This window comes from uncultured Brachyspira sp., assembly GCF_944390595.1.
Classification (GTDB): domain Bacteria; phylum Spirochaetota; class Brachyspiria; order Brachyspirales; family Brachyspiraceae; genus Brachyspira.
This window is the reverse complement of record NZ_CALXRN010000011.1, coordinates 1-18147: the sequence shown is the minus strand read 5'-3', so window position 1 is coordinate 18147 and position 18147 is coordinate 1. Positions and strand designations below refer to the sequence as shown.

16 protein-coding genes and 1 pseudogene are annotated in these 18147 nt (G+C 27.0%); 8 read left to right on the top strand and 9 right to left on the bottom strand.

The genetic code is table 11. The features are described from left to right. A partial coding sequence (gene pepT / locus Q0J90_RS00655) for a tripeptide aminopeptidase PepT (protein WP_297276087.1) occupies positions 1-639 on the top strand: 639 nt, incomplete at its 5' end. Positions 640-729: 90 nt separating this feature from the next. Here pepT and Q0J90_RS00650 read toward each other — a convergent pair. Further along, on the bottom strand, positions 730-2232 hold the full coding sequence (locus Q0J90_RS00650) for a YfcC family protein (protein WP_297276086.1): 1503 nt from the start codon (positions 2230-2232) through the stop codon (positions 730-732). Between the two features lie 21 nt (positions 2233-2253). Continuing rightward, positions 2254-3678, bottom strand: a complete 1425-nt coding sequence (locus Q0J90_RS00645) for an aminoacyl-histidine dipeptidase (protein WP_297276085.1) — start codon at positions 3676-3678, stop codon at positions 2254-2256. A 246-nt stretch (positions 3679-3924) separates the two neighbouring features. Between Q0J90_RS00645 and hisB the strand changes: the two genes are divergently transcribed. Continuing rightward, a complete protein-coding gene (gene hisB, locus Q0J90_RS00640; RefSeq protein ID WP_297276084.1) occupies positions 3925-4524 on the top strand; it encodes an imidazoleglycerol-phosphate dehydratase HisB in 600 nt (199 codons plus the stop codon). 79 nt (positions 4525-4603) lie between these two features. Here the strand turns inward: hisB and Q0J90_RS00635 are convergent, their stop codons facing one another. Then, positions 4604-5731, bottom strand: coding sequence for a glycerate kinase (locus Q0J90_RS00635; RefSeq protein WP_297276083.1), 1128 nt, complete (start codon positions 5729-5731; stop codon positions 4604-4606). A 426-nt stretch (positions 5732-6157) separates the two neighbouring features. Beyond that, positions 6158-8035 (bottom strand): tetratricopeptide repeat protein, encoded by a 1878-nt coding sequence (locus Q0J90_RS00630; protein WP_297276082.1) that lies wholly within the window; start codon positions 8033-8035, stop codon positions 6158-6160. A 350-nt stretch (positions 8036-8385) separates the two neighbouring features. On the opposite strand from Q0J90_RS00630, the gene Q0J90_RS00625 reads away from it, so the two are divergent. The 4 genes from Q0J90_RS00625 (at position 8386) to Q0J90_RS00610 (ending at position 10178) form a co-directional block, all read left to right on the top strand. Then, positions 8386-9000 carry a carboxymuconolactone decarboxylase family protein gene (locus Q0J90_RS00625; protein ID WP_297276081.1) on the top strand — a complete coding sequence of 205 codons (615 nt, stop codon included), beginning with the start codon at positions 8386-8388 and terminating at the stop codon, positions 8998-9000. A gap of 20 nt (positions 9001-9020) precedes the next feature. Then, positions 9021-9272 carry a DUF167 domain-containing protein gene (locus tag Q0J90_RS00620; protein ID WP_297276080.1) on the top strand — a complete coding sequence of 84 codons (252 nt, stop codon included), beginning with the start codon at positions 9021-9023 and terminating at the stop codon, positions 9270-9272. Positions 9273-9464: 192 nt separating this feature from the next. Next, positions 9465-9596 (top strand): hypothetical protein, encoded by a 132-nt coding sequence (locus Q0J90_RS00615; protein ID WP_297276079.1) that lies wholly within the window; start codon positions 9465-9467, stop codon positions 9594-9596. Positions 9597-9710: 114 nt separating this feature from the next. Continuing rightward, complete coding sequence (locus tag Q0J90_RS00610; protein ID WP_297276089.1) at positions 9711-10178, top strand: PepSY-like domain-containing protein; 468 nt, start codon at positions 9711-9713, stop codon at positions 10176-10178. A gap of 99 nt (positions 10179-10277) precedes the next feature. Here the strand turns inward: Q0J90_RS00610 and Q0J90_RS00605 are convergent, their stop codons facing one another. Further along, positions 10278-11261 carry a tetratricopeptide repeat protein gene (locus Q0J90_RS00605; protein ID WP_297276078.1) on the bottom strand — a complete coding sequence of 328 codons (984 nt, stop codon included), beginning with the start codon at positions 11259-11261 and terminating at the stop codon, positions 10278-10280. Positions 11262-11605: 344 nt separating this feature from the next. On the opposite strand from Q0J90_RS00605, the gene Q0J90_RS00600 reads away from it, so the two are divergent. Next, positions 11606-12946 (top strand): CoA-disulfide reductase, encoded by a 1341-nt coding sequence (locus Q0J90_RS00600; RefSeq protein WP_297276077.1) that lies wholly within the window; start codon positions 11606-11608, stop codon positions 12944-12946. A 79-nt stretch (positions 12947-13025) separates the two neighbouring features. Here Q0J90_RS00600 and Q0J90_RS00595 read toward each other — a convergent pair whose 3' ends face one another. After that, positions 13026-14741, bottom strand: coding sequence for a DUF262 domain-containing HNH endonuclease family protein (locus Q0J90_RS00595; RefSeq protein WP_297276076.1), 1716 nt, complete (start codon positions 14739-14741; stop codon positions 13026-13028). 85 nt (positions 14742-14826) lie between these two features. After that, entirely contained in the window at positions 14827-16278 is a 1452-nt protein-coding gene (gene gatB, locus Q0J90_RS00590) for an Asp-tRNA(Asn)/Glu-tRNA(Gln) amidotransferase subunit GatB (RefSeq protein ID WP_297276075.1), read from the bottom strand. A gap of 194 nt (positions 16279-16472) precedes the next feature. Between gatB and Q0J90_RS00585 the strand changes: the two genes are divergently transcribed. Further along, complete coding sequence (locus tag Q0J90_RS00585) at positions 16473-16841, top strand: hypothetical protein (protein WP_297276074.1); 369 nt, start codon at positions 16473-16475, stop codon at positions 16839-16841. Positions 16842-17022: 181 nt separating this feature from the next. Here Q0J90_RS00585 and Q0J90_RS00580 read toward each other — a convergent pair whose 3' ends face one another. Then, complete coding sequence (locus Q0J90_RS00580) at positions 17023-17592, bottom strand: DUF4234 domain-containing protein (RefSeq protein WP_297276088.1); 570 nt, start codon at positions 17590-17592, stop codon at positions 17023-17025. Positions 17593-17836: 244 nt separating this feature from the next. Further along, positions 17837-18147 (bottom strand): annotated as a pseudogene (locus Q0J90_RS00575) (hypothetical protein); the annotation flags it as partial.

Sequence of the window (18147 nt, the reverse complement as noted above, 5' to 3'; positions counted from 1 at the left end):
ATGCTAGAATTTTTAGAGAAAGGAGAAATAGAATATGAAAACTTTAATGCCGCTTCATGCAATATAATAGTTAATGGTGTTAATGTTCACCCCGGATATTCTAAAAATAAAATGAAAAATGCTATCCTTCTTGGAATAGAATTTAATTCAATGCTCCCTGCCGAACAAAAACCTCAGTATACAGAAAATTATGAAGGTTTTTATCATTTATCATCTATAAACGGAAATGAAGAAAAGGCTTGTCTTGAATATATTATAAGAGATCATGATATTGATAAATTTAATAAGAAAAAAGAATTTATGAATGATATAAAAAATTTCCTAAATAAAAAATACGGAGAAAATACTTTTGTTTTGGAATTGAAAGACAGCTATTTTAATATGAAGGAGAAAATACTTCCTCATATGCATTTAATAGATAATGCCATAAAAGCATTCAATGACTGCGGAGTAAAAGAACATATAGTACCTATAAGAGGCGGTACTGACGGAGCGAGATTATCTTTTAAAGGTCTTCCTTGTCCTAATCTTTCTACAGGCGGAGAAAATGCTCACAGCAGATTTGAATATATTCCTGTTCAGTCTTTAGAGAAGATGACTGAAGTATTACTAAAAATAGTTGGCATATATTCTAAATAATTGTTTATTTGAAAATCAGATTATATAAAAAATAAGAGGTATTCCAAAGTTTTAAGAATACCTCTTTTTTTGTTAATATATTTATTATTTTTACAAGTTAACTTGAAGTATCAGCATTAATATTGAAAATACCGCCAATATACCCATAAACGGAATTATCAATTTAAGCCATTTATTATAAGTAACATTAACCATAGTTAAAGAAGCAAGAGCAAGTCCTGTAGGTGTTATGAATGCCATTAAACCTTGTCCGTATACATAAGCAGAAATGATAGCATCTCTTCCTATTCCTACAGAATCTGCTAAAGGTGCCATAATAGGTATAGAAAGTACAGCAAGGCCTGAAGTTGATGGTATAAAGAAACCTAAAATCAAATATATAAACATCATCATCACTATAAATACATTCTTATTCATACCAGTAACTAAATTGGAGAAGAAATATAGTATAGTGTCTGATACCATACCGTTTTCTAATACTATATTTATACTTCTGGCAATACCTACAATGAAAGCTACACCAAGCAAATCGCCTGCACCAGTAACAAATTGATTAACAAATTCTTTTTCGCTTAGTCCTGATAATAAGGCAATAATAAATGCTGTTACTAAAAATAGGGCAGTCATCTCTTCAAACCACCAGCCTTTAGAAGCAACACCGTAAACTAAGATACCGAAACTTGCAATAAATACTAATAATATGATTTTGAATTTTAGAGTTAATGCGGGAGCTTCTCCTTCAGTTTTGAATTTAGCTTCAAACTCTTCTCTCTGATCATATGCTAATGATTTTGAAGGGTCTTTTTTTACTTTTTTTGCATATATTAATATATAAATAATAGTTAAAGCAGTACCCAAAATAAATGCTATTAATCTGAAATTGAATCCGTTAGCAAAACTAATTCCTGCAGCATTTGAAGCTACAACTACAGAAAAAGGTCCTATTGTGGCAAACATAGTTCCTATACAAGAACCCATATAAACTGAAGCTATACATACAAGAACATCATATTTAGCCGCCAAAAATACAGGTACTAATATAGGATATAATGCTATAGTTTCTTCTGCCAAACCGAAAGTTGTGCCGCCTAAAGATATTAATGCCGTAACTGCTATTATTAAAATAAACTCTTTTCCTTTAGTGGCTTTTGAAAGTGCGGCAATACCTGCACTGAAAGCACCTATTGCATTTAATACTCCTATTATACCGCCTAAAATAAATACAAATAAGATTATACCTATAGTATCATATATACCAGATATAGGAGCTATTATAAATTCTTTTGCTCCCTGAGGTTTTTGCCCAACTTTTTCATAAGTACCGGGTATGGATATAGGTTTATTTATACTTCCGTCTAAAAATTTCTCAATATCTCCTGTAATTTTTAATTGATCTAAAGTTTCCTGAGTAGCAGGCATTTGAGTAATATCGCCTTTAGCATCGGTAATAACAAATACTTTATTTGTTGAATCATATGATAATTTAGAATATAAACCTGCAGGAATTATATAAGTTAATACACAGGCTAAAAATAATACAATCAGTAATACCGTAAAAGCGGTAGGGAAAGATAGTTTTTTCTTTTCTGACATAATGTCTCCTTAAAAATTAATTTATTGTTTTATTTCTGAAAGAAGTTTCTTTAAATATTCAAAAGTTCTATTTACTGAAGATATGGAGCAGTATTCTTCTGGAGTATGAACTTTAAAAATATCAGGACCAAAACTTATAATATCTGCATTAGGAATAAGATTTTTCAAGATACCGCATTCTAATCCTGCATGTACTGCAGTTATTATAGGATCTTTGCCTGAAAAATCTTTATAGCTTTTTAATACTATGTCTCTTATTTTGGATTCTTTAGAATACTGCCAAGAAGGATATTCGCTTGTCTCTTCAACATCGGCATTCATTCTTCTTGCTAATATTTTTATTTTATTTCTTATTTCATTTAAAATACTGTCTAATGCACTTCTTATAGATATTGTAATTATTACTTCTTTTTCATTCTCTTCTACAATACCTAAATTGAGACTGGCTTTTACTATACCTTTTAATTCATCATTGTTAAACATATATTCTACACCATAAGGAGCCGTATATATAAAATCTATAATATCATCTGTTGTTTTTCTGCTGAACATTTCTTTATATTCATTTCCCGCATCTTCTGCTGTTATGATTATATCTGGGTCTTCAAATTCATATTCATTTTTTATATCAGAATATATTTTTGATATTATTTCTTTTACTTCATTTATATTTTTTGAAGCTATAATAAATTCAGCATATGAAGCTATAGCATTATCTTTTGAACCTCCGCTGATATGAACAATATTGATTAAATCTTTTACAGCATATAATACTCTTCCCATCAATTTTATAGCATTAGCTCTCTGCTTATCAATTTCCATGCCTGAATGTCCGCCTTGAAGATTGGATATTTTTACCTTTATACAATCATAATTAAATGACTCTTTTTCTAATTGAAATTTCACTAAAGGAGTAATTCCGCCTGCAGAACTTATTAAAAATATTCCCTCTTCTTCGCCATCTATATTTAATATTATTTCTCCGCTTAAATGTTCTTTTGTTAAAGATAAAGCGCCATTCATATTAGTTTCTTCAGAAGCTGTGCATACAATTTCAAGATTAGGGTGTGCTGTATTATCACTGTCAAGCAGAGCAAGCGAATATGCTATAGCTATTCCGTTATCAGCTCCTAATGTAGTTTTATTAGCTTTTAAAATATCTCCTTCTTGTATTAATTCTATAGGGTCATTATCAAAATCATGATTGGAGTCTAATGTTTTTTCACACACCATATCTATATGACCTTGTATAATAACTGTTGGAGCATTTTCATAGCCTTTAGAAGCCTTCTTTTTTATGATAACATTTAAAGCTTCATCTTGATAAACTTCTAAATTTCTTTCCTTAGCAAATTTTACTAAAAAATCGCTTATTCTTTTTTCTTTCTCAGATTCTCTTGGTATCCTGCTGATTTCTCTAAACCATTTTATAACTTCTTCTGACATAATAAAAACTCCGTAAATTTATTTATGATAATATACTATTATAGTAAATAAAATTTCTATTTTCAACAAATAAAACATAAATATATTTATTTATTGTGTACAAAAAATACTTTATATAGAAATAAATGTGAACATTTCATATATAATTTTTTAATATTATTGCAATTTATACTAAAAATGATATAAATTACTAAATATTACTGTAATTTTTTTATTTTTATATTGATAAAATTAGGAGATTATAATATGAGAGTTTCTGAGATAGAAAGAAATACTAATGAGACAAAAATAAAAATAAAATTAAATCTTGACGGAACAGGTAAATATAAAAATGATACTAAAGTAGGATTTTTAAATCATATGCTTGATTTATTTGCACGTCATGGAAGGTTTGATTTAGAGACAGTATGTGACGGCGACATAGATGTTGATTATCATCATTCTGTTGAAGATATCGGCATAGTATTAGGCAAATGTTTTTCTGAGGCATTAGGAGATATGAAAGGTATAAAAAGATACGGCAATTTTTTTATGCCTATGTGTGAAGCATTAACTTTAGCTGCTGTTGATATATGCGGAAGAAGCCATTTAGTTTTTGATGCCGATTTGAAGCATGAAAAGGTTGGAGATTTTGATACGGAATTAGTAAAAGAATTTTTCGTTGCTTTTACTAATTCTATGAACATAACACTTCACATAAAAACTTTTTACGGAGAGAATACGCATCATATAATAGAATCCATTTTTAAAGGTGCTGCTCGTGCATTAGCTCAGGCTGTTGAAATAGATGAAAAATATAAAAATGAAGTATTATCTACGAAAGGAATGCTTGAAACTAATAATTAAAATATAAAAAGCAAATATAGTTTTATAAATAAGGAATGAGAAAGTTTTTATTTTCATTCCTTATTTATTGTATACATAATTATTTTAAATTAATACTTATGAATCTGCAGGCTCTCTCAGCGGCATCTTCTATTAACGTTTTGGAATTTACTATAGCTTCTTCAAGCGGCATAGCTCTTTTTAAAGCAGGCATAATAGATATAATTCCCATATCATAAACAGCTTCAGCACCATCTCTTATATCTCCAACTATTGCTATTACAGGAATTTGATTAGCTCTTCTTGCAACTCCTACAGGCACTTTTCCCTTTTTAGTCTGCCCGTCAATAGCACCTTCTCCTGTAATAATAAGAGAAGCATCTTTTATATGTTCTTCAAAATCTATTATATCAAGAACGGCATCAATTCCGCTTTTTAATTCAGCATTACAAAAAGCAACAAGACCGCCTCCAAGTCCTCCTGCAGCTCCTGCTCCTTCAATATGATCTATCTCTTTAGCGAATTTTTCTTTTACAATTTTAGCTATATTTTTAAGTCCGTTATCAAGTATATCAAAACTTTCTTCTGTAACTCCTTTTTGTTTGCCGTATACAGCAGTAGCTCCATTTTCACCATAAAGCGGATTTTTGACATCGCATGCAACGCTCAATTTTATATCAAATATTCTCTTATCAACATTGCTGTAATCTATATTCGCTACTTTTATCATATTTTCAGCAATAGCTTCAAGTTCATTATTATTCTTATCCAAAAATTTATATCCTAAAGCATTAGCCATTCCAATACCGCAGTCATTAGTAGCACTTCCGCCTATGCCTATTAATATTTCTTTTATATTATTATTCAAAGCATCTTTTATAAGTTCGCCTGTACCATAAGTTGAATATTTAATAGGGTTTCTTCCTTTGTCACTAATTAAAGTAAGTCCTGAGGCTTCCGCCATTTCTATAACAGCTTTTTCTTTATTAATTATTCCGTATTTAGCCTCTATGATTTTTCCTTCAGGGTTTTTTACATTTATCTTTTTTATATTTCCTCCTGCAGCATAAAGTATAGAGTCAACTGTTCCTTCGCCTCCATCTGCAACAGGTATTTTTTTTATAAGTGCATCTTTAAATACTTTTAGTACACCTTTTTCTATACAATAGCAAACTTCCATACTGCTTGCACTGCCTTTAAATGAATCTGGTATTATAACTATTTTCATTTTTTATATTCCTTAAAATTATTTTTTAATAAAAACCAAAATATCCCAAGTTTTTATTTTTTTTTGTAATAATTTTTGTGATCTTAAGTATTTAATAATTAGAATAATATATATAATAAATATGTCAAACTTATATAAGCTATTGTATAATGAATATTGAAGCAAATTAGCTGTGAATATAATCAAATAAGTAATTGGCATACACTCAAAATATTATAAAAAGCAGTATATACCTAAACAACTATATTTTGTTTTTAATATATGGCGGGTGCCCGCCATGCTGTCTTACAAAACCCCACAGTTCTTTTTTCGACACTCTGGGGGCCTACAAAGTCCTCCTATGGTATCGGCAGCGTGTGAGGAAAAAGAACAAGAAAAAATTGATAAACTTAAAAATTTTCAGTGTAATAAAATCAGATATTTTATTTATAAATAGGTTTCTATTAATCTCATCAATATAAAATAAAGTTCTATATCATATTTTTGATAATAAGACTGCATGAACTTTAATATTGAAATAGAAGTATAATTAAATAGCTCATCTATATGGTCTACTATTTTTTTTATACCTTCTACATCATTGTTATCTATAAGCTTAACATATTGCATTTGTCTGTTCTTTTTCAAATCAAGTCTTACAGCGTTCTTTATTATATCTCTGTAATATAAGAAATTTTCTATATTAAAATTATTAAAATTTATATAACTGTTTTTTTCTGTGCTTGAGGAGTATAAATGATATAAATCTGATTTTTCTATATCCTGAAATAAAAATATAAGAAAATTATTAATGTCAATTCTTAGAGAATTGGAATAGTCATCATAAAATACTATATCTCTGTTTTCTATTTCTGTTTTATCATATGATACATCTTGTTCAGTAATCTTATTTTCTTCAAATATTTTTTGTACGTATATTTGATTATTAGCTATTTTATTATTAACTGCAGTTTTTGAATGATCCATATATGAAAATGATTTAAAATAATTATTATAATCTTCCTGCATTTTTTCCAGCTGTTTGTCAGCTATTTTTTTGTTATGATCTTTAGAGTTTTTATTGTGCTTTTTTTCCTGTTTTAATAGTATTTTATACTGATTAATATATTCATTATGTTTATCTTTCTGACCTAGTTCAGCATATGCTTTTGCCATTAATTTGTATGTTTCTGTTTCATCTTCTTTTAATTCCAAAGATTTATGTAAATTAGTCAGTGCCTTTTTGTAATTTCCTAGTTTAAAATAAGAATCTCCCAAACAGAATAAAATAAAATAATTATCTTCATAACCTTTAAGCTTTACAGATTTTTCCAAATATTTCACAGCCTCTTCATATTCACTGTCTATATAATTGATATATCCTATCCAATAATATGCCAAATAATTATTTTCATTACTGTATTTTTCATTTATTTCTATAGATTCAAGTAAATAGTGAATAGCATTTTTATAGCTTTCTAATTTTGCATAGCATATTCCAAGATTTAGATAATTTAAATATTCATGTTCCTGTGCTTCCAAGAGTTTAATGAAACAATCAAGTTCATAATCCAAATTATTATTATATTCTAAAGCAATGTTTCTTGCCTTCTCAAAACATTCTTCAGATAAAACTTCTTCATCAATTACTTTATATAGGAGTCCAATAGAAAGCCAGCTGTCAAATTCATCATCTTTCAATTTTACAGATTCGCTTAAATGTTCCAAAGCTTTATCATATATTTGTAGAGAAAAATATGCTAAACCTAAATAGTATCTAGTTAAATAATCATCTTCTTTTAATGCTAAAGATTTTTCAAGGTATTCTACTGCTGTATCAAAATTTTTTAATTGTATATGACAATATCCTGCATATCTATATAGTAAACTATCTTCTATATCAAGAGCTTTATACAAATATAGTAAAGCTACATTATAATTAAAATCATTAGCTCCTATTTTAGCATAAGTGATACCTAGCCATAAAGCATAATATTTGTTTGATTTATCTAACTTATACGCTTCTTTAAAGTATTCTAATGAATCATCTAATGAATCAAATATATCATAGCATCTTCCAATATAATATTTATACATAGCTTTATTTATATTTGATTTTTCTAATGATAGAGCCTTTATAAAATTAACCATAGCGGTATCATATTTTTCTAGTTTATAGGCACAGTATCCTGCTTTGAATATAGCTTCGATATTATTAGGCGCTATGTTATTTAAAATATTATTACATAGAGAAAATGCATCATTATAATTATTATTTTCTATATATTCGTCTATTTCATGTAAGTATTTATTTATATTATTCATAATCTCACTTTAAAACAATTAGGCTAATATTATAAGTTATAATTTGATAAATTTAAACTACTTATGTATAATTATATATATTAGTATAAAAAATAATTATTAATTATTTATATAAAAGATAATATTTTTTAGTTTTTTATATAATAAAAAAATTATGTTATGCATTAAATATAAAAACAATTTTAAAAAAGTGTAATTAATGAATAATATGAATTTTGAAATACAAAAGTACTAAAGACAATTATTTTGAAAGCAAAGTATAGGTATATATAAAACCAACAAGGAAAATTTTATTTTGCTAGCTATAAACTTGCTTAAAAAATAATACTAATTTAAAAAAGGATAATTTAATGGATAATGTAAATTTCAATATACAAAGTACTAAAGATAATTACTTCAGAAGTTCAGAAGAAGCATACATAAATCCTCCTAAAAGAATACCTTTCTTTTTAAAACTGCCTATGTGGATAGCGAAAAAGAAAGTGAAAAAAGATTTACTGCTTCCAAAGATTTTAGCTTGGAATCCTAAAACTGCAATAAGTTCAGGTGTAATGGAAGCCTTAATAACTCATGATGATAAAGAAGTACCTAAAAGGCTTTTGAAACTCATAAGAATACAAATATCAATAGATGCTGCATGTCCGTTTTGTATAGATATGAACAGTTTTGAATATGACAAAGATAATGTAACAGAAGAAGAAATAAAATACATTCAAAATAAAGATATAGAAAATTGTACAACTATGTCAAAAAAAGAAAAAACAGCTTTAAAATATATTTCTGCTATAACAAAAACTCCGGTAATAATATCTGAAGAATTAATCACAGAAGTAAAAAAAGAGTATTCAGAGCATGCAATATTAATATTAGCTTCCACTGCGGCACAGGTTAATTATTGGGCAAGACTTATAAGGGCTTTGGGAGTTCCTACAGCAGGATTTAGTAATATTTGTAAAATTAAATAATTTTTATATTTTAATGAATTATGAACATAGAAGTTAAAGTAACAGCGGGAGCTAAATCCAACAGTTTTAAATTTGAAAATGGGGTCCATTCCATTCGTATTATGGCTAAGGCTATAGACGGCAAAGCTAATAAGGCTATAATTGATTTTTTGGCTGATGAGCTTAATATCAAAAAAAGAGATGCTGAAATATTAAAAGGAGAGAAAAACAGCAAAAAGATTATAGCTATAAACATAAATGAAAATGATTTAAAAAAATATTTTGATAATTAATGTTTTTTCAAATTTCTTTTTGTAAAAAAAATTTAAAAAAATATATGACAGCTGTAAAATTTTTGTTATTATTATAATATAAAGCAAATTTTATTAATAAAATATTATACTACTACATGGTAAATAATAATTAGTGTACACGTTATTTAATTTATTATGAAAAATAAGAATTATTTAAAAGGAGGTTCTATCATGACAGACAAATTCGATTCCTTAAATAATTATGATAATTCTTCGATTTTAAATGACGATGAGTACGAATCTATGATAGATGAGTATAATGATGTCATAGAAAAAGTTGATAATGTAAATAGTGTAGAGTAAGAAAACATCTAATTATATGGGGGAATGGCTATAAACTATTTATAAGTTTATAGCCATTAAATTTATATAAAAATTTCTAACCTAATGGAAATAAAATACGAAAATTATAATGTTATGAAATATTTTAGATTATTTATAATTTGTGTATCAGCTTTGATATTTAGTGTATGTTTATATTGTCAGTCTATAACTGAAAATTCGCTTCCGCTTAGGGCTCAGAATTTTTTAAATATAAATTTTCCTGGTAATAATATAGAAACTGTAGCATTATACCAAAACGGCGGCGGTTATGAAGTTGATATAGATTTTGGATATAATTTTATATTTTATAATACAGGTTTGTGGAAAAAAATAACAGCTACTAATGATAAAGCAAAAGCAAAAGGAATACCTAGAAGCTGCATACATAAATCTATGGTTAATGTTATAGATAATTCATATCCTCATTCAAAAATTACCAGCATAGAAAGAAAGAATAAAAATTATATAATAATATTAAATGACAAATATCAGCTAGAAATAAGCGGTTACGGCATTATAATAAATGAAACTGTATTAGATGATGAAACTGATACTCAATAGCTTATTTTCATTAATATATAATTAAAATTTTAATGTAAAAATATTATAGGTTTACCAGCTTAATCTTCCAGTTTTTAACGATTTAAATTTGATATAAATTTACTGATATTTATATTTATTAAATACTTCTGAAGAATTTTCCATTTCTCCTACAGCACTATAAGCATTTGAAAGAGATACATAAGCATCTTTGTTGCTTTCATCTAATTTTATGCATTCCTCAAGCATATTAATTGAATTATCATAAATCCCTGCTGCATAATATGATAATCCTAAATAATAATAAGAAAGTGAGTATGTATTGTTTTTCTCTATTGATATATTAAAATAATCGATAGCTTTGCTGTAATCCTTCATGTTATAAAATGATACACCAATATAGTAGTAAAGCATATAATCATTATTATCTATATTTAATGCTTTATTAAATGAAGATAGGGCATTATTAAAATCATTTATCATAAAAAAACATATTCCTGTATTAAAATGTACGGAATAATTATCATTATCAGTTTCTGATATTTTTTTAAATAAGGTTATAGCTTTTTTATATTCATATTTTTCTTTATATATAACAGCAAGCCAATATAAACTCTCATAATCATATTTATTAAGTTCCATAGCTCTTTCAAAAGCATCTATAGATTCATCAATTCTATTTAAATGATATAACGCTATTGCAAGGCTTCTCCAATTAACATATTCCTTAGATGCTATCATAAAAGATTTATTTAAAATATTAACAGCATCTTCATATCTGCCTATTTCTATATAGCATTTACCAAGCCAATTCATACTTATATAGTCATTGCTTTCCAACTGATAAGCTTTTTCTAAATACATAACAGCATTATAATAGTTTTTAATTTTTGTATATGATATTCCAATAAGTCTCCATATTGAATAGTCATTGCTGTTTAAAGTTAAGGCTTTTTTGAACATCTCTATAGCTTCTATATGTTTTCCTAATTGAGTATAGAATATACCGAAATCGATTACAGCTTTTAAATTGTGCGGATCTTTTTCGCATAATCCTTTATAATACATAATCATATTTGTTATTTTATTTTCTAAATTATCCATAATGATTTACTTTCCCCAAAAATTCATTAAAAACATTTTTTATAAAAATTATATATTAGTATATATGCTATTGATTTTTTTTCAACTTTACTTTAAATAAAAAATAAATTTATTGTTGCAGTTTAACGTTATTATTATATGATGTTTTTATACGGTAATTTTTTATAGAATGGTATTTATTTTTCATAATGTTTCCTATAGTTGTTTAATAAATACATACATATTTATTAATTTCATGGATTTTGATAAAAGATAAGATTTTAACTGAATGCTGAATTTTTTTTATAGTAAAATATAGCTGTTTTGGTATATTATATATTACTAAGTATTATAAGGAGTTAATAATGAAGAAAGTTATTATAATAGGAGGAGTTGCTGCTGGGATGAGTGCGGCGGCTAAAGCTAAAAGACTGAATAAAGAAGCTGTAATAACAGTTTATGAAAAAACAGATATTGTATCTTGGGGAGCATGCGGAATGCCGTACTATATAGGCGGTTTTTATGACAGTCCTAATACCATGCTGGCAAGAAGTGCAGAAGCTATTATAAAATCGGGAATAGATTTAAAAGTAAAACATGAAGTATTAAAAATAGATGCTGTAAATAAAAAAGTATTGGTAAAGGATTTAGTGAATAACAGAGAGTTTGAGGATAGTTATGATTCGCTTCTTATAGCTACAGGTGCAAACTCAATTATACCTAATATTCAAAATATCAATATAGGAAATGTATCAGCATTGAAAGAATTTAATGATGCTTTAAATATAAAAGAGAAGATGAATGATGCAGATATAAAAAATGTTGTAATATTAGGAGCTGGTTTTATTGGAATTGAGGCAGCACATGCATTAAAGCACATAGGAAAAAATGTTACTATAATACAATATTCTGACAGAGTATTAGGAAATAAATTTGATAAAGAATTTTCTAATATACTGGCTGAGCATGTAAAGAAGAATGTTAATTTACGTCTTAATGAAAAAGCTGTTTCATTAGAAGCTGATGATAAAAACAATGTTAAAGCCGTTGTTACAGATAAAGGCAAATATGAAGCTGATTATGTTATTGTTGCTGTAGGAGTGAGACCTAATACGGATTTAGCAAAGAAAGCAGGTATTAAATTAATGGATAATGGAGCTATACTTATTGACAGAGAAGGAAAAACAAGTATAGATTCTATATATGCAGCAGGGGACTGTGCCAGTATATATGATAAAGTTCTTGATGAACAAAATTACGCTGCGCTTGCAACAGGAGCTAATAAATTAGGAAGAATGGCAGCAAGTAATTTACTTGGAGGACATGAAAAATTTATAGGCAGTTTAACTAGTGCATGTGTGCTTGTTTTTGAACTTGAAGCAGCAAGAACAGGAATTACAGAAGAAGAGGCTAAAAAAAGAAATATTAATTATAAAACAGTTACTATAAAAGATACAGATCATACACATTATTATCCTGATTATCAGGATTTGCATATAAAGTTAGTGTATTTATCTGACAGCAGAAAAATAATAGGCGGACAGGTATTAGGAAAAAGAGGGGCAGTATTAAGAGCAGATGTGATATCAGCTTGCATATATGCAGGACTTACTGTAGATGAATTAGGTATGCTTGATTTATGTTATGCACCTCCATTTGCAAAGACTTGGGATTCATTGAATGTAGCGGGAAATGCAGCTAAATAATATTTTTTAATATATGTTTAATGTATAGAATAGAACTTTCTTTTCTAATGCATTAAACATATACTGAAAATTTTTAAATTTATTTATAATAATCAATATTTATGTACTCACAAAAATCTTTTATTAATTCCTCAGTTCTCAATGCTATTTTTTCATCTGACCATGGATTTTCTCTTGAAAGTTCAGGAGTATACATAAATAATTTGTTATTATATATTTTAATTTTTTTATCAATATCATTACTTGCTTGTATATTTGATCTTTTATCAAGTAAAGTTAAATTTCCTAGTCTGTGTTTAAAATCTTCTGAGCAATTTATCCATATATCATCTTTTGGATTTTGGGGATATATATGTTCTATTGTAGATTTTAGCGGAGTAAAAGCTATATCTATAGTATTTTCTAAAGTTTCCAACAATGGTTTATTATATAAAAAATATAATAATGCACGTCCCCATTTCAAATTATAAAAATTAGATATTCTTAAAGTATTACAAACTCCTTTGGATAATATTTCTAAGGTTTTATTATCATATGTAATAATTCTTGGCTCTAATTTTATAATTTCATTTATAGAATTATTATCACTTTTTATAACTCTTACAATAGCAAAATTAAAAGATTTTATTTTTTCTATTGTATAACCATTTATTAGATGCAGCCAATGCCATTTTACTAAAAATTCAGCAATATACATGATATCATTATCACTATAGTTTTTAAACTTCATAAATGTAAGTACGGGAATCCAAGTATATGCATTTTTGCCCATTATTAACAAATGTCTTAAACACCAAATATAAGAATTCCTCATATTCATAATATGCTCATAACAAGATATAAAATTTTCAAATTCTATTATGGCATCCCATTTATCTTTATCTTTCCATAACTCTCTAATGTTTTCATCATTTGTACCTTTGATACTATCAGGTTTGTACATAGTAATATAATATTTAAATAAAGACTCCAATGATGTATTTAATTCAGAAGATTTTTGCTCTAAAGCTCTCCATTTAGATTCAAAATCTTTATGTCTACTATCATTTAAATAATACATCATTTCTGCTTTAATAATATCAGTAGAATTTAATTCGAGTCCTCTTGTATTTAAAACAGAAAATATTTTTAAAGCACTGCTTCTAGATGAAGTTTCAACTTTTACAAATTCTATATTTGATAAAACAAAATTTATAAATTTTATAATATTAAAGTTTTTTGAATATTCTTTTTTCAAATCATCATAAAAATCTTTTAATAAATAATAATTTTTATGTATTAATATTTTATTATCTAAATCTTTATCTAATAATAAATCTATTAAATAAGATGAATCATTAGATTTTTCTGACATGATTTTACATATCTCTTTTTTCTTTGCCCATAAGCAATTTCTTAAATATGTACTTAATTCAGAAATTATTTCCTGATCATCTTCTGGATATGAAGCAATTTTAGATAAACATTGTTCATTAAAATCTTTTTGCATTATTTTTAAAAATAAAATAAATGTTGTTAATCTTTGCTGACCATCTATCAAATTATGTTTATTATGATCTTTATCTTCTACTAGTGTTATTACAGAACCAAAAAAATAATTATTATGATAGCCGTTTAAATATGCATCATATGCTTCAAATATATCATTTATAAATTCACTTATATTATCTTTTTTCCAAGAATAATCTCTTTGATATAATGGTATTGAAAAATAGAATTCATTGTTAGCAGCATTATATAGTAATTCAATTAAACTTAAATGATATACATTATTTATCATTTTATTATTATTCATAAATTATCCCTTATATAAAAATAAATCACCTCTAAAACAACTTATTTCAGAGGTGATTTAATTATCAAATTTATTATTTATAAAATTATTCGCTTAAAATTTTTCTTAAAACTTCATTAACAAGTTTAGGGTTACCCTGACCTTTAGTAGCTTTCATAGTCTGACCTACTAAGAATCCGAATGATTTTTCTTTACCTGCTTTGAAGTCTGCTACTGATTTAGGGTTATCTTCTAAAACTTTTCTGATTATAGCTTCAAGCTCACCAGTATCGCTGACTTGTTTAATACCTTTTTTCTCAACTATAGCAGAAGGAGCTTCTCCTGTTTCGCACATATCTTCAAATATTTCTTTAGCTATTTTACCGCTTATAACGCCTTCATCTATAAGTTTGAAAATCTCTCCTATATGCTCTGCTTTAGGTTTGAAATCTTTTATAGTAAGAAGTTTTTTGTTTAAGTATGCATTAACTTCAACCATTATCCAGTTGCTTATTTTCTTAGGCTGTTTAGGATAAGCTTTAACAGCAGCTTCATAATAATCAGCTAATGCTGCATCTTCTGTGAGTACAACTATATCCTGATCTGGCAAATCATAATCTTTTTTAAGTCTTTCACGTTTATGCTGAGGAAGTTCTGGAAGTTCTTTTCTTGCTTGTTCTATTTCTTCGTCTTTAAGCACTAAAAGAGGTATATCTGGGTCTGGGAAATATCTGTAATCTGCAGCACCTTCTTTAGAACGCATTCCTTTAGTAGTGTTTTCTTTAGCATCGTAAAGTCTGGTTTCCTGTAAGATTTTCTCGCCGTTATTTAATGCTTTAATTTGTCTTTTGATTTCATAATCGATGGCAAGTCTTACATTTCTGAAGCTGTTCATATTTTTTACTTCAGTTTTAGTACCTAATTCTTTGCTTCCTTTAGGACGTATAGAAACATTGGCATCGCATCTTAAAGAACCTTCTTCCATATTACAGTCAGAAACATCAATATATTTGAAAATCTTTTTTAGCTCTGTTAAATACTGATATGCTTCTTCACCAGTAGAAATATCAGGCTCGCTTACGCATTCTATTAAACAGCAGCCTGCACGGTTTAAATCTACATAGCTTAAAGGTCTTCCAGTATCATCATGTACAAGTTTTCCAGCATCTTCTTCCATATGTATTCTGTTTATTCTTATGCTTTTGTTATAAGAAGATCCGTCATCATTAAGTACGGTAATATCAAGATGGCCTTCTGTACAAATAGGTTCGTCCATTTGAGTAATTTGATAGTAGGAAGGCAAATCTGGATAGAAATAATGTTTTCTAGCAAATCTGCTTTTCTTTTGAATAGTGCAGTTAGTAGCAAGTCCTGCTTTGATAGTTTTATGCACCATTTCTTTATTAACTATAGGCAAAGTACCAGGGTGAGCCTGACATCTTGGGCAAGTAAGAGTGTTTGCAGGAGCACCGAAAGTGTTTGGGCATGAACAGAATGCTTTAGTTTTAGTATTAAGCTGAACATGCACTTCTAATCCTATGACTGCTTCATATTCCATATTATTTAATCCTAATTATTAAAGTAATTTTTTAAAATATTATGTTTATTTTATAGGAATTTCGATTTTTTTTCAAGTACAGCAAAAATTAAAAAAGACCATAATTTAACAGATTAATGTTTAATAATTTTATAATTATGTTCTTGAAAAAAATATTTTTTGTATTATCATCTATCTGTATAGGAAGTTTAATTATGAAAAAAATTATATTTTTATTATTTTTTATTTATTTGTTTAGTTTAAATATTTATGCTCAGCCTCCTACTATTTATAATTTGGGGCAGTTTCAAATACAGACAATAGATAATAATTATAATACTATTTATATTGCGGTTGACGTTATTTTTACTTATCAAGATAATGTTAGAATGCTTGCAGTTGAATTGCCGGAAATATCCTATATACTTAAAGATGAAATTTATTCTATTTTTGCCGAATATCAGACAGAACCATTTATGAATAATATGAAGGAAGTAAAAGAACGCATCCGTAAATCTGTTAATGATAATCTTCGTTCAGGAGAAATAAAAGATGTACTATTTGATAATATTACATATTTTTAAAATATATTAATTGTATATTAATTTCTATGTTCTGCATCATTTAAATATTAAGATTTGAAAATAATAAAAATTATATGTCTTTTTCGCTCTGCAGCAGCTTTGACAAAAAAGAAGTTTATATTCAAAGTAAATTTTAATTAATACTTTTTGTAGTGTGTAATTTAATTTATATTTAGGTATTTTAAATATTTTTATTATAATGATTTTCTTTTACCTTATTCCATATAGCGTTTAACTTCTTTTGCATAATAATATCAGGAATAAGCATCATAGCAGTAATCACTATAACAATAATAATGAGTGCTAATATAGTACCAGCAAATACTAATAATACTTCAGGATTCAAAGTAAAACTATTATAAGCTCCTCCGTAAAGTACTGCCATACCGCTTACCAATACTCCCATAACAAAAGCAAGTATTAATCCGCCTATAATTGGCATACCTACAAATAATACGATAATAAATGAAACCATAACTGTTTGAGTAACATCATTTTTATCGTTTTCATCAATTTTTAAAGCTATTTCTTTATGAATAATATTTCCGTATTTATTATACCAATATATGCTGTAAAGATTGCAGGTAATAACGCTAAGCAAAAGTTCTAATTCAGGAGATATATCTTTTCGCTTAGTAAATTTTTTAACTTCCAAACTTATATAATAAATCCAATAGTAATGGTATATTCCTAAAGTAAAGAAGTTTAGAATAAACATTGCTGGAATTGATCTTACAGCACCTATATTCATGTTGTTTCCTATTGTTGTTATGCCACCCATAAGGGTACCTTCCTCGGCACACAGAGTGTTGGCTGGCTCGCTTGGTTGTTGTTATGTCACCCGAAGGGTGCCTTGCAGAGCGTTGGTCGGCTTACTTTTTTATTTTATATAAAAAACTTATTTGTTACTACACGTACAAGTTTTTTGTTAGTTCTATATGTTTTTAATTTATTATATGCTGCATCCTTTTTATCAAATACTAACATTTATAAACTTACAATTTTTCTATTTCTTCTATACTTAAGCCTGTATTTTCACTAATTATTTTTATATCGATACCGGCTTTTTTAAAATTTCTAGCTATAGATATTGCTTTGTTTTTTTCACCTTCTTCAATTCCTAGTCTTCGCTCTTCTTCAAGCATTATTTGCTTACCGTATAAATATGCCTGTCTTTTATCATATTCATTCATCATCAATCTATCTTTAATAAAGTTATTATATCTTCTCTGTACTTCTTCCATTATAGGTTTTTCTTTTACTATTTCTGACATTATGGCCTCCTTATTATCATTTTCTTTCATCG